This window comes from Cellulophaga sp. RHA_52 (assembly GCF_007827205.1).
Taxonomy (GTDB): domain Bacteria; phylum Bacteroidota; class Bacteroidia; order Flavobacteriales; family Flavobacteriaceae; genus Cellulophaga; species Cellulophaga lytica.
Genome location: NZ_VIRZ01000001.1, coordinates 1,398,397 through 1,411,535 on the forward strand (window position 1 = coordinate 1,398,397; position 13,139 = coordinate 1,411,535).

Annotated in this window: 13 protein-coding genes; all 13 read left to right on the top strand. The window is 31.3% G+C overall.

The features are described from left to right. The first annotated feature begins 13 nt into the window (after window positions 1–13). The 13 genes from JM80_RS06225 (at window position 14) to JM80_RS06285 (ending at window position 13,133) form a co-directional block, all read left to right on the top strand. Window positions 14–1,744 (top strand): M56 family metallopeptidase, encoded by a 1,731-nt coding sequence (locus JM80_RS06225; RefSeq protein ID WP_144709498.1) that lies wholly within the window; start codon window positions 14–16, stop codon window positions 1,742–1,744. After that, complete coding sequence (locus JM80_RS06230) at window positions 1,737–2,894, top strand: tetratricopeptide repeat protein (RefSeq protein ID WP_144709499.1); 1,158 nt, start codon at window positions 1,737–1,739, stop codon at window positions 2,892–2,894. Before JM80_RS06225 ends, JM80_RS06230 begins: the two co-directional genes overlap by 8 nt. Before the next feature lie 125 nt (window positions 2,895–3,019). Beyond that, window positions 3,020–4,039 (top strand): LacI family DNA-binding transcriptional regulator, encoded by a 1,020-nt coding sequence (locus tag JM80_RS06235; RefSeq protein WP_013620423.1) that lies wholly within the window; start codon window positions 3,020–3,022, stop codon window positions 4,037–4,039. A gap of 106 nt (window positions 4,040–4,145) precedes the next feature. Beyond that, window positions 4,146–4,838: a glycerophosphodiester phosphodiesterase family protein gene (locus JM80_RS06240; RefSeq protein WP_144709500.1), complete on the top strand. Its 693-nt coding sequence runs from the start codon at window positions 4,146–4,148 to the stop codon at window positions 4,836–4,838. Next, on the top strand, window positions 4,838–6,118 hold the full coding sequence (locus JM80_RS06245; protein ID WP_144709501.1) for an NAD(P)/FAD-dependent oxidoreductase: 1,281 nt from the start codon (window positions 4,838–4,840) through the stop codon (window positions 6,116–6,118). The genes JM80_RS06240 and JM80_RS06245 overlap by 1 nt, the downstream gene beginning before the upstream one ends. Next, window positions 6,115–6,657: a DUF1697 domain-containing protein gene (locus JM80_RS06250; RefSeq protein ID WP_144709502.1), complete on the top strand. Its 543-nt coding sequence runs from the start codon at window positions 6,115–6,117 to the stop codon at window positions 6,655–6,657. Before JM80_RS06245 ends, JM80_RS06250 begins: the two co-directional genes overlap by 4 nt. A 74-nt stretch (window positions 6,658–6,731) precedes the next feature. Next, the gene (mvaD, locus tag JM80_RS06255; protein WP_144709503.1) at window positions 6,732–7,814 is read left to right on the top strand and encodes a diphosphomevalonate decarboxylase; all 1,083 of its coding nucleotides are present in this window, start codon (window positions 6,732–6,734) and stop codon (window positions 7,812–7,814) included. Window positions 7,815–7,837: 23 nt separating this feature from the next. Beyond that, window positions 7,838–8,773 carry a mevalonate kinase gene (locus JM80_RS06260; protein ID WP_013620418.1) on the top strand — a complete coding sequence of 312 codons (936 nt, stop codon included), beginning with the start codon at window positions 7,838–7,840 and terminating at the stop codon, window positions 8,771–8,773. Between the two features lie 20 nt (window positions 8,774–8,793). Then, the gene (locus JM80_RS06265) at window positions 8,794–9,699 is read left to right on the top strand and encodes a geranylgeranylglycerol-phosphate geranylgeranyltransferase (protein WP_144709504.1); all 906 of its coding nucleotides are present in this window, start codon (window positions 8,794–8,796) and stop codon (window positions 9,697–9,699) included. Beyond that, a complete protein-coding gene (locus tag JM80_RS06270) occupies window positions 9,699–10,649 on the top strand; it encodes a carbon-nitrogen hydrolase family protein (protein WP_144709505.1) in 951 nt (316 codons plus the stop codon). The genes JM80_RS06265 and JM80_RS06270 overlap by 1 nt, the downstream gene beginning before the upstream one ends. 379 nt (window positions 10,650–11,028) lie before the next feature. Further along, entirely contained in the window at window positions 11,029–11,460 is a 432-nt protein-coding gene (locus JM80_RS06275) for a hypothetical protein (RefSeq protein WP_144709506.1), read from the top strand. A gap of 149 nt (window positions 11,461–11,609) precedes the next feature. Next, window positions 11,610–12,113 (top strand): hypothetical protein, encoded by a 504-nt coding sequence (locus JM80_RS06280; protein WP_255436694.1) that lies wholly within the window; start codon window positions 11,610–11,612, stop codon window positions 12,111–12,113. A 189-nt stretch (window positions 12,114–12,302) separates the two neighbouring features. Further along, window positions 12,303–13,133 (top strand): pseudouridine synthase, encoded by an 831-nt coding sequence (locus JM80_RS06285; protein ID WP_013620410.1) that lies wholly within the window; start codon window positions 12,303–12,305, stop codon window positions 13,131–13,133. Window positions 13,134–13,139: the final 6 nt, after the last annotated feature.

Consider the following 13,139-nt stretch of genomic DNA (forward strand, 5'->3'; position numbering starts at 1 on the left):
AATATAAAAAACGATGGTACAGTACGTAATAGAAAGTCTTGCTTTTCAGTTAGTTTTTATAATTATTTATGATGTGTTTTTAAGAAGAGAAACCTTTTTTCAATGGAACAGATTGTATTTATTGGGTACGTGTGTGCTATCGTTTTTAATGCCATTAGTAGCTTTAGATATATTTAAAAGTAAGGTGCCAGATGCAGTTGCCGTTTACACACCATTTATGTTTTCTAATTACGATTTAGAAACAAATACAACTCTTTTAAATGAAACCAATGTAGCACAACAATTAACAATGCCTTGGTATGGTATTCTTTTTAGTATTGGAGTGGTAGTAGCACTTTTTTTATTTTTATTTAAAATACGTCAGCTTTACAAGCTACGTAAAAGAGGAGAAAAAACTGTTTATACAGATTTTACAGAGGTTGTTTTAAAGCAAAGTAATAGTGCTTTCTCGTTCTTTAAAACCATTTTTCTAGGCGATGAAATAAAAACTAAAGAGTACCATAATATTATTGCGCATGAGTTAGTACATATTAGACAAAAACATACGTTAGATTTATTGTTTTTTGAAGTAATGCGTATTGCCCTTTGGTTTAATCCACTAGTATATATTTATCAAAGTAGAATATCAGAAGTACACGAGTTTATTGCAGACGCTAAAGTGGCTAAGACTCATAGAAAAGAACAGTATGAGTTATTGTTGTCTCAAGTTTTTCAAACAGAAAATATCTCATTTATAAATCACTTTTTTTCATCATCATTAATTAAAAAACGAATTAAAATGTTACAAAAAAATCAATCTAAAAAAATATGGGCAAGCAAGTATTTGTTATTGTTACCAACCATAGTTTGTATCCTTTTTTACACATCTTCTAAAGGTCAAGAAAAAGATACAGATAAAGAAAACGACATTATAGAAGTAAAAGAAGCTCCAGTTAAACAAGATGTAAAAGAAGTTCCTTTTTCTGTAATAGATGAAGTTCCTGTTTTTCCTGGTTGTGAAAATGCTACAGATAAAAAAGCTTGTTTTAATGATAAAATAAATGAACATATTAGAAAACATTTTAGTTATCCAGAATCTGCACAAAAAGAAGGAGTACAAGGTAGAGTTTCTGTGCGTTTTGTTATGATGGAGGACGGTAGCATTGGTGAAATTCAGATGCGTGGATCAGATGTTAGGTTAGAAGAAGTTGCGTTGAATATTATAAAAAAATTACCAAATGTTACACCAGGTAAGCAAAAGGGAAAAGCAGTAAGAGTTCCTTTTTCATTGCCAATTACATTTAGGTTAACGCCAGAGACTGATAAAGAAAAACTAACTAAAGATGTAAAAACAGCATTGCTGCGTAAAGAACAAGAAGAAAAGGACAGGTTGTATAAAGATGCAAAAGAAGTTCCTTTTTCTGTAATAGATGAAGTTCCTGTTTTTCCAGGTTGTGAAAATGCTTCAGATAAAAAAGCTTGTTTTAATAATAAAATAAATGAACATATTAGAAAACATTTTAGTTATCCAGAATCTGCACAAAAAGAAGGAGTACAAGGTAGAGTTTCTGTGCGTTTTGTTATGATGGAGGACGGTAGCATTGGTAAAATTCAGATGCGTGGACCAGATGTTAGGTTAGAAGAAGTTGCGTTGAATATTATAAAAAAATTACCAAATGTTACACCAGGTAAGCAAAGAGGAAAAGCCGTAAAAGTTCCTTTTTCATTGCCAATTACATTTAAGCTGCAGAAAAAAAATGACTAAAATTTTTTATGCAATACAATTAATTGTTCTGTTTTTAACTTTAAAAGCTGGGGCGCAACCCTCGGCTTTTAAAATTGCAGACAGTTTGTATAATACTGGTAACTATACTGCAGCTATTAACCGGTATGCTAAAATAAATAATACTAATGCAAATCTTCAAATTGCAAAAGCATATAATGCTATTGGTAATTATGACAAAGCTATTGCTCAATACAATAGTGTTGTAACAAAAGATACAAGTTTATTGGTTGCTAGGTTTAACTTAGGTAAGCTGTATTTAAAAACCAATAAGTTTAAACAAGCAAATAGCCTTTTTGCTAAACTTGTAGCTATATCTAAAACTAACCCAGAGTACAGCTATAACCTAGCAAGATCTTTTAGTGCAATAAATGAAGATAAGAAAAGTGTACTGTGGTATAAAAAAACACTTGATGTAGATAGTACTCATTTACGAGCATTACAGCGCTTAAGTATACATTACGTAGGTGAACATGAAAACCATTTTGCATTAAAATATGCAGATAAAGGACTAAGTTTTTTTGAGAACGATCCTGTACTTATAAATGTAAAGGCATTAGCGTTATTTAATATGGGTAGTTATAAATTGTCTATTAAATGTTATGAAAAATTACTAAGCCTAGGTAAAAAAGATCAAAAAGTATATCACAGATTAGGCTATGCATATAATAGTATAGAAAATTATGAAAAGTCTATAGAAAATTATAAGTTATTACTAGAGTATGATCTAGAAAACATAAAAGTTTTACGTATGATTAGTGAAGTGTACATGAAAGACAAAAAGCTAGATAGTGCAACGGTGTATATAAAAAGGGCAATAGAAGCACATTCTTATAAACTAGACAAAGAGTATGAGGTTGCTGCACGCATTGCTGTAAATAAGAAAGACTATAAAACGGCAATAAAATATTATAATATGGCTTATACTGAAAATCCAACTAAAGTATTGTATTTGTATCAAGCCTGTATTTATGCAGACAAATATTATAAAGATCCCAAGCTAAAGCTTAATTACTACACACAATTAAAGCAGAAATCAGAGTCTAAAGGCTCTAATAGTCAGTATTTTGTAGTGTTTGCAGAAAAACGAATTTCAGAATTAAAGAGTGAGATTTTTGCGAAAGGCGAATAAATTCTGGTAGATAATTGTTAATTTCTTCAATCTAAGACAAATTTAAAATCACAATCTGCTTTTATTATTTTAGAATATTGTTTTTTATATGTACATTCATCTGTTAGAAAAAAACAAAGTTCATTTTGAAAAAAGTTATCACCCTTAAACACATAGCAAGAGAGTTAGAAGTGTCTATATCTACTGTTTCTAAAGCACTTAAAAATAGTGAAGAAATAAGCAGAGATACTAAAGAGCGTATACAAGCTTATGCAAAACTTTACAATTACAGACCAAACAATATTGCAATTAGCTTAAAAAATAAGCGAACAAAAAATATAGGGGTAATTATTCCAGATATTGTACATCATTTTTTTACAACTGTGGTACGTGGTATAGAGAGTTATGCCAATTCTAAAGGGTATAATGTTATTGTTTGTTTGTCCGATGAGTCTTTTGATAAAGAAGTTATAAATATGGAAATGCTTGCCAATGGCAGTATAGATGGCTTTATCATGTCTTTGTCTGTAGAAACACAATTAAAAAACGATTACAACCACCTTAAAGAAATTACAGATCAAGGTATTCCTTTGGTTATGTTTGATAGGGTTACAGATGAAATTAAGTGCGATAAAGTAATTATTAATGATAGAGAAGGTGCTTACTTAGCAGTTAAAAAGTTAATAGCAAACGGACGTAAAAAAATAGCATTAATTACCACAGATAATTATTTAAGTATTGGTAAGCAGCGTACAGAAGGGTATTGTGATGCTTTACGTGACCACGGTTTAGAGGTAAATGAAAATTTAATTTTAAGTTTGCCTCAGATGAAAATGGATGAAAAAGCCATTAGTGATTTTTATGATAGAGAAGAGGTAGATGCTGTTCTGTGTGTGCATGAGTTATTTGCAATGTACAGTATGCGTGTAGCGCTTAAAAAAGGATTAAAAGTGCCAGAAGATATAGAGTTTATTGGCTTTACAGATGGTAATTTGTCTAAATACGCTTACCCAAGTTTAACAGCAATTGCACAACATGGAGAGCAAATGGGAGAAATGGCTTCTAAAATGTTAATAGAGAAAATTGAAAGCGAAAAAGAAGAAGAAACCTATGTAACAGAGGTGTTACAATCTACATTGGTAGAGCGCGAGTCTACTAAAAATTAGGAATTTAAAACAGAAAGTAAAGGACTAAAGCTAAGTTTTAGTCCTTTTTTTATGCAGTTTTTTTACAATTTTACTTTGTGTACTTTTACTATAAATACTTGTATGTATGATTAAAAAATTACTTGTTATTGGCCATAGAGGTGCCATGGGACATAAGACCGAAAATACCTTGGCATCTATGCAAAAAGCCTTAGAATTAAAGGTTGATATGATAGAAATTGATGTCTTTAAAATTAAGAGCGGAGAAATTATTGTTTTTCATGATGATGAGGTCAATAGGCTAACAAATGGTACAGGCAAGGTTGAAGATTATACGTGGCAACAATTGCAAGAGCTTACGCTTTTAGGTAATCATAAAATACCACTACTAACCACAGTTTTAGATACTATTAATGCTAAAGTTCCTGTAAATGTGGAGCTAAAAGGTGCAGGCACAGCAAAAGATGTAAATACAATACTAGAAGAGTATATTAATACTAAAAACTGGAAATTAGACCAGTTTTTTATTTCTAGCTTTAATTGGGATGAGCTAATAGCAATGAGAACAATTAATAGCAAAATAGCTATTGGTGTGTTAACAGAAGAAGATCCGTTACAAGCATTACCTATGGCAAAACAATTAAAGGCGGTAAGTATAAATGCAGATGAAAAAGATGTAACAAAAAATGTAGTTGAAGCTATACAATTACAAGGATTTAAATTGTATACGTATACTGTTAATGCTCCAGAAAATATAGTAAGGTTAAAAAATTTATTTGTAGATGGTATATTTACAAATTATCCAGAACGTGTATACTAATGTTTGATGTTATTATTATTGGCGGAGGCGCCGCAGGTTTTTTTACAGCAATACAAATTGCAGAACAAAACAGTAGCCTAAAAGTTGCTATTTTAGAACGAGGTAAAACAGTTTTAGCTAAAGTAAAAGTTTCTGGTGGTGGCAGGTGTAATGTAACCCATGCCGAGTTTAATCCGGCAGACTTGGTGCTAAATTATCCACGTGGGGAAAAAGAGCTTTTAGGACCTTTTCATAGCTTTTGCACAGGAGATACTATGGCCTTTTTTGAAGAAAGAGGCGTTCCTTTAAAAATAGAAGAAGACGGTCGTATTTTTCCGCAAAGCGACTCATCACAAAGTATTATAGACTGTTTTATTAATGAAACAGAACGTTTGGGCATTAAAGTAATGAAACTTTGTCCGGTTTCTAATATTGCTTATGAAGATAAAAATAAGCCAGAACAAGGATTTTTAGTAACTACTCCTAAAAAAGAATTTAAAGCTAAAAAAGTAGTTGTAGCAACAGGCAGCAATCCTAAAATATGGAACTTATTAGAAGGTTTGGGGCATAAAATTGTGCCGCCAGTACCATCGCTTTTTACATTTAATATAAAAGATAGTCGTATTACAGGTATTCCTGGTGTGAGTACCACAGCCAGAGTTACTGTTTTTGATTCTAAAAAAGGCAAAACAAAAGTATCTGGTAAAATAAAAACTACGGTTAGTAAAAAACCATTGTTAGAGGCAGAGGGTCCTTTGTTAATAACGCATTGGGGTATGAGCGGACCTGCAATTTTAAAATTATCTGCTTGGGGAGCAACGCTATTACACGCAAAAAATTACCAATTTGTGGTACAGGTAAATTGGTTGCCAGATATGGTTCCGGGTGCAGTTTTAGAGTATTTAAACTCGGTTAAAGAAACGGACCCCAAAAAAACAATTTTACGTACCAAAATATTAGAAATCCCTAGGCGTTTATGGGTAAATTTGGTAAAAGCAGCAGACATAGATGAAACTGTAAAATGGGCTACAGCTACCAAAATACAGTTGCAAAATTTAGCAGACCAATTAACAGAAAGCGAGTTTTCTGTAAACGGAAAAAGCACTTTTAAAGAAGAATTTGTAACAGCAGGAGGCGTAGATTTAAAAGAAGTAAATTTTAAAACATACGAGAGTAAGGTGGCAAAAAACTTATATTTTGCAGGCGAAGTTATAAATGTAGACGCCATTACAGGAGGTTTTAATTTTCAGAACGCGTGGACAGGTGGTTTTATAGCAGCACAAGCAATTTCTAAATTATGATAACTTATACAGCGCTTTTAAGAGGCATAAACGTTAGTGGTAAAAATAAAATTGTAATGGCAGATTTAAAACAAATGCTATTACAATTAGGATTCTCTAATATTACAACCTACATACAAAGCGGTAATATTGTTTTTAGTAGTAAAGAGGTTGATGCAACTGTTTTATCAGAAAAAATACACAAACAAATTTTAAACACTTTTAAGCTAGATGTACCTGTTTTAGTATTGGCCTCATCAACCTTACAAACTATTTTTAATAACCACCCATACGCAGAGGAAGATGAAAAGCAAATTTATTTTGTATTGCTTAAATCTACGCCAAGTGCCGCACTTGTTGCAGAACTAAATAAAGACACTTATGCTACAGAAAAATTTGTAGTAACCAATAATTGCGTGTACTTGTTGTGTTTAAATGGCTTTGGTAAGGCAAAATGCAACAACAATTTTTTTGAACGTAAATTAGGTGTGCAAGCAACAACTAGAAACTACAAAACAATGGCTAAGCTTGTAGAAATAAGTAAAAATTCAGAAGCTTAAAATTTATCTCTCATATTGCTAACAACCCAAATATGCTGGATATTTTCTTTTTATATTTGCTAAAATTTTAAAATATGACCCAAGAGGAGTTTGTACCCAAAAGCTATACAAATACAGTTTTAGAAGGTACGGTAAAATGGAAATCGCCCAGTAATATTGCCTTGGTAAAGTATTGGGGTAAAAAAGAAAACCAAATACCAGCAAACCCATCTATTAGTTTTACGTTAGATGCTTGTGCAACAACAACCTCTGTTACTTATAAAAAGTTAGATAGTAAGGCTGATAATTTTTCATTCGATTTATTTTTTGAAGGAAAACCTAAAGAAGATTTTAAACCAAAAATTGAAACTTTTTTAACTAGAATTGAAGCTTATCTTCCGTTTTTAAAGGAGTATCATTTTAAAATAGAAACATCAAACTCTTTTCCGCACAGTAGTGGTATTGCTTCATCTGCAAGTGGTATGTCTGCTTTGGCATTGTGTTTAATGAGTGTAGAGAAAGAATTAAATCCATCTATAACAACAGCATTTTTTAATAACAAAGCATCATTTTTAGCACGTTTAGGCTCTGGTAGTGCTTGCCGTAGTGTAGAAGGTCCGTTGGTACAGTGGGGAAACCACGCAAATACAAAGGGCAGTACAGATTTATTTGGTATTAAGTACCCAAACGAGGTACATTCGGTTTTTAAAAATTACCATGATACTATTTTGTTAGTAGACAAAGGACAAAAGCAAGTAAGCAGTACAGTTGGTCATAATTTAATGCACAACCACCCATTTGCTAAAGAGCGTTTTGCACAAGCACATACAAATTTAGACGAGTTGCAAACAGTTTTTAAAGAAGGCAATTTAAAACGATTTGTAGAAATTGTAGAGAGTGAGGCATTAACGCTGCACGCTATGATGATGACAAGTATGCCGTATTTTATTTTAATGAAACCCAATACTTTGCAGATTATCAATAAGATATGGGAATTTAGGGCAATAAATAAGTCAAATATTTGTTTTACCTTAGATGCAGGTGCAAACGTACACGTATTGTACCCAGAAAACGAAAAAGAAGTAGTGTACCAGTTTATTAAAGATGAGCTTGTTGCATATTGTGAAAACGAGCAGTATCTTTGTGATAGAATTGGTTTAGGCGCTAAACAACTGTAAATTAGTAATAAGATATTTTTAAAATGAAAGGACCTTTATTTTACTCAAAAATTCTATTATTTGGAGAGTACGGAATTATAAAAGATTCTAAAGGACTTTCTATACCTTATAATTTCTTTAAAGGAGCATTAAAATCTTCTGATGAGTTGTCTGAAGAGGCAAAAAAATCTAACGAAAGTTTACAACGTTTCGCATTGTATTTAGAAAAAATATCTAAAGAAGACGATAGTTTTTCTTTTGATATTGAAGCTTTAAAAGCAGATGTAGAGCAAGGTATGTATTTTGATAGCTCTATACCACAAGGTTACGGCGTTGGTAGTAGCGGCGCATTAGTAGCGGCAATTTACCATAAATACGCGCATAATAAAATTACAGTTTTAGAGAACTTAACTAAAGATAAGCTATTAGTATTAAAAGGTGTTTTTGGGAAAATGGAGTCTTTTTTTCACGGTAAATCTTCTGGTTTAGATCCTTTAAATAGTTACTTAAGCTTACCAATTTTAATAAATTCTAAAGACAATATAGAGTCTACAAGCATACCGTCTCAAAACAACCAAGGTACAGGAGCAGTGTTTTTGTTAGATAGTGGTATAATTGGCGAAACCGCACCAATGGTACAAATATTTATGGAGCGTATGAAAGAAGATGGTTTTAGGCATATGCTTAAGGACCAGTTTATTAAACATACAGATGCTTGCGTAGAAGATTTTATTAACGGTAATGTAAAATCTTTATTTGGTAACATAAAGCAACTATCTCATGTTGTGTTAGACCATTTTAAACCAATGATTCCGTCTCAGTTTCATAAACTTTGGAAACACGGTATAGATACTAACAAATACTACTTAAAGCTTTGTGGTTCTGGTGGTGGAGGCTATATTTTAGGTTTTACAGAAGATATAGATGGCGCACGTAAAGAACTAAAAGATTACAACCTAGAAGTGGTCTATAACTTCTAAAAAAAAATTATATTTATTTTATGCTTAACAGAAAGAACAAACTTATAGTTTTAAAGTTCTTAAGTCTGTTTTCTGTAGTTAGAGGTTACAATATTTTGGTAATTGCTCTGGCTCAATATTTGGCATCAATTTATATATTGGCGCCAAACTTACCATTGCGTAAAGTAGTTTTTGATCTTAATTTATTTATAATAGTGCTTGTCTCAGCAATGGTTATAGCATCGGGCTACATTATTAATAATTTTTATGATTCAGAAAAAGACCTTATAAATAAGCCCAAAAAAAGTATGCTAGACAGGTTGGTTAGTCAGCGTACCAAATTAACAACTTACTTTGTACTTAACTTTTTGGCTGTTTTTTTTGCCAGCTACGTATCATTTAAAGCGGTACTTTTTTTTTCATCTTATATTTTCGGAATTTGGCTTTATTCGCATAAATTGAAAAAAATACCATTTTTAGGTAATTTTATATCTTCTACATTGGCAATAACACCATTTTTTGTGGTTTTTGTGTATTATAAAAATTTTGAACCTGTAATATTTGTACACGCTATATTTTTGTTTTTACTCATTTTAGCAAGAGAAATGATAAAAGATTTGGAAAATATAGCAGGAGATTTAGCGCAAAATTACAAAACTGTGCCTGTACTTTACGGCGCAAAAACATCTAAAATTACAATTACTTTTTTAATAGTTTGTAGCCTAATACCATCTCTATTACTTATTTATAATTTTGATGTTGGCCATATGCACTACTACTTTAAATTGGCGGTTTTACTATTAATTATTTTTTTAATATTTCTGTGGAAATCAGATACCAAAAAGCAATACAATACATTACATAATATCTTAAAATTTGTAATTATAAGCGGTGTTTTTAGTATTTTGTTGGTCGATATAAATCTCGTCCTAAACAGAATTTTATAATGAACAACATTTTAAAAGTTGGTTTAGCTCAAATTTCTCCGGTTTGGCTAGACAAAGAGGCTACATTAAAAAAAATTGAACATACAATTGTTGCAGCCGCAGAACAAAAAACAGAGCTTTTAGTTTTTGGAGAAGCATTGTTACCTGGTTATCCTTTTTGGTTGGCACACACCAATGGTGCTTCATGGGATTTAAAAGTAAATAAAGAAATACACGCGCATTATGTGCGCAATTCTATACAAGTAGAGGCAGGAGAGTTAAACAGCATATGTACGTTAGCTAAAACTCATAAAATGGCTATTTATTTGGGTATTATGGAGCGCGCTAAAGACAGAGGCGGACATAGCATATATTGTTCTTTAGTATACATAAATGAAAAAGGTGACATAAAATCTGTACACAGAAAATTACAACCAACATATGATGAGCGCTTAACTTGGGCACCAGGAGATGGTAATGGTTTGCAAGTACACCCTTTAAAAGACTTTACGGTTGGGGGTTTAAATTGTTGGGAAAATTGGATGCCTTTACCAAGAGCAGCATTATATGGTTTGGGAGAGAATTTGCATATAGCAGTTTGGCCAGGTAGTGATTACAATACCAAAGATATTACACGTTTTATAGCACGTGAGTCCCGTAGTTATGTTATTTCTGTATCATCCTTAATGAGAAAAGAAGATTTCCCTAAAAACACACCACACTTAAATAAAATTTTAGAAAATGCTCCAGATGTTTTAGCTAATGGAGGCTCTTGTATTGCAGGTCCAGATGGTGAGTGGGTAGTAGCACCTATTTTACACAAAGAAGGGGTAATATGTCAAAAAATAGACTTTAATAGGGTGTATGAAGAACGACAAAATTTTGATCCCGTTGGGCACTACTCAAGACCAGATGTTACTAATTTACAGGTAAATAGAGAACGACAAAGCACTGTTACGTTTAAAGATTAATTTTTGAGTTTAATTATTTATTTAACGGCACAAGCAAGATGCTTGCGCTAGCGGGGGAGAGGGTGCATTTTCTGTAAAAACTAAATTATCAGATTATGAATGGAAAGTAAATCCTCTTAGAAAAAATGCTGATAAAAATAATTTAAAAGAACTTTGGAAAAAAGCATTTTTAAATAACAATAAACAAAATGGGCTAACTCAAGAACAAATCTTTACCACTATTTGGAGTAATAACAGTTTAAAAAATGATCTCTTTGATTTATCAAATTACCCTCCAAATTTATCGCAAAGTCAAATTAAAAATTTAGCAGAAAATGATTTTATAACTTTAGTTGGTAATGTAAATTCTAAAATATATAATTTTATTAAAACCCAATAGATGAAATTTATAATGATAATAAAAAATGTGGAAGAGTATAATGTTAAAAATGAAAGTTTATCTTATTCAAACATAAAAGGAGAGCTTTTTTTAAATGATAAATTAATAGATGATAACTATCAATTCTCTGGGATGTTTTTTGAAAATTATCTTTATTATCATCCTAAAAATAATACAACTAATTTTGTTGATTTAAAAACTAATAAAAAGAAAGTTACGAACTGTATTTTTTATAAAAAAAATGAATTTGAAGGTGATTTTTTGACCTCGAAAAAAAATTTCAAAAATGCAAATAATGAATGGGAGAGTGATTTGTTCTTATATTCAACTTCAAATTTTTCAGAAATTAAACAACTCCCTAATGTAATTGGCGGGTTTTACAGACATAAAAATTTTCTAATTCAAATAAAAATAAAAAGACGATATCTTTAAAAACTATTGATTTACCAGAACTTCTTTGGCAATTCAATTTAGAAACCCTAGGTAAGTTTGAAGACAGAGATGGCAACTTACAAAATTATGAAGTTCATAAATTTATAGGTGCTTGGCAGAACTCTATATTAGTTGCTTGTTCTGGACAATTGGTTTTAGATATTAATAGTAAAACAGGTGAACTAAATAGAAAATGGCAATCATTGCCTGGCTACGGAAGTTCTGCTTTTCAAGGGCGTTTGCAACATAAACTACCTTCTACTGATGGTTTTCAGCTAGATATTTCTAAATCGTACCTATACCACTTAGCAGGTGCTTATTTAGTGACAATAGATTTAGTTACGGGCAAAGCAGATTATCAGTCATTAAAAAATACTTTAGAAGAGCACATATTTTCTGGTTTTAGGTGGAGTACTGGCTATGCAGAAGATGAAACTCACATTTATACTATAGCAGAAATGAACCGTTTAGAGCTAGGTTTAGACTATATACCGCAATGTATTGTTGCTTTTAATAAAAAAACACTAAAAATAGATTGGCACTATAGGTTTGAAGGAGATTGGGTAAAAACTGATATTCCTCAACTAGCTAATAATAAACTATACCAACTTAGCGGAGATAACACATTGTATATTTTTGAAAAAGAAGAATAAATTAGCTTAACTAAAGTGTAGTAGGAGCGTTGTAAAATTGAGTAAACTAAAATTGTATTCCAACTCAGATGTTACTAATTTACAAGTAAATAGAGAACAACAAAGCACTGTTATGTTTAAATATTAATTAGTTAAACTATTATATAGTTATTCAAATTCCTTTGCTACCTTTGCAAAAAATATAATACAATGGGTAGATCTGACTATAATAAGGACAGAAAATCTTCAGGAAAGGATAATGGAGGAACAAGAAAGAGGAATTTTACTGGTTCAGGTAAACCAAAAAGTACTCAAAAACCTTCAGATCCTAATTCTATAAGGTTAAATAAATATGTAGCTAATTCTGGAGTATGTTCTAGAAGAGAAGCAGATGTTTTTATTGCTGCTGGTAGTGTTACCGTAAATGGTAAAGTAGTATCAGAAATGGGGTATAAAGTTAAGCTTGATGATGTTGTTAAGTTTGATGGTAGACACCTTAATCCAGAAAAAAGAGAATACGTTTTACTAAATAAGCCAAAAGATTTTAGTACAACCGTTAGAAATGAACACGGTAAAAGAAATGTTGCTGGTTTAATTTCTAGCGCTTCTAAAGCTACTTTATTACCGGTAGATAAAATGGCTAAAGCATCTACAGGATTATTGTTGTTTACTAATGACAAAGAACTTACAAGACGATTGCTAAACCCTAAAAATGGTTTACGTAAAATATATCACGTAGAATTATCTAAAGCATTAAGTCCGGCAGATTTAAAAAAGATTCAAGACGGTTTGGCTATAGATGAAAAAGTAGTAAACGTACACGATATTAGTTATGTAGATAATGCACCTAAAAACCAAGTTGGTATAGAACTTTTTAGTAGTAGAAGTAATATTGTCACTAAAATTTTTGAACACTTAGGGTATGAAGTTGCTAAATTAGACAGAGTTGTTTACGGTGGTTTAACTAAAAAAGATTTACCACGCGGACACTGGCGTTACTTAACAAAACAAGAAGTTGTTAACCTAGGAATGGTTAATTAAAATGTA

Excerpts from the sequence above, each read along its gene's own strand:
- JM80_RS06225 (WP_144709498.1), top strand. The coding sequence starts at position 14 with ATGGTACAGTACGTAATAGAAAGTCTTGCTTTTCAGTTAGTTTTTATA.
- JM80_RS06230 (WP_144709499.1), top strand. The coding sequence starts at position 1,737 with ATGACTAAAATTTTTTATGCAATACAATTAATTGTTCTGTTTTTAACT.
- JM80_RS06240 (WP_144709500.1), top strand. The coding sequence starts at position 4,146 with ATGATTAAAAAATTACTTGTTATTGGCCATAGAGGTGCCATGGGACAT.
- JM80_RS06245 (WP_144709501.1), top strand. The coding sequence starts at position 4,838 with ATGTTTGATGTTATTATTATTGGCGGAGGCGCCGCAGGTTTTTTTACA.
- JM80_RS06250 (WP_144709502.1), top strand. The coding sequence starts at position 6,115 with ATGATAACTTATACAGCGCTTTTAAGAGGCATAAACGTTAGTGGTAAA.
- mvaD (WP_144709503.1), top strand. The coding sequence starts at position 6,732 with ATGACCCAAGAGGAGTTTGTACCCAAAAGCTATACAAATACAGTTTTA.
- JM80_RS06260 (WP_013620418.1), top strand. The coding sequence starts at position 7,838 with ATGAAAGGACCTTTATTTTACTCAAAAATTCTATTATTTGGAGAGTAC.
- JM80_RS06265 (WP_144709504.1), top strand. The coding sequence starts at position 8,794 with ATGCTTAACAGAAAGAACAAACTTATAGTTTTAAAGTTCTTAAGTCTG.
- JM80_RS06270 (WP_144709505.1), top strand. The coding sequence starts at position 9,699 with ATGAACAACATTTTAAAAGTTGGTTTAGCTCAAATTTCTCCGGTTTGG.
- JM80_RS06275 (WP_144709506.1), top strand. The coding sequence starts at position 11,029 with ATGAAATTTATAATGATAATAAAAAATGTGGAAGAGTATAATGTTAAA.
- JM80_RS06285 (WP_013620410.1), top strand. The coding sequence starts at position 12,303 with ATGGGTAGATCTGACTATAATAAGGACAGAAAATCTTCAGGAAAGGAT.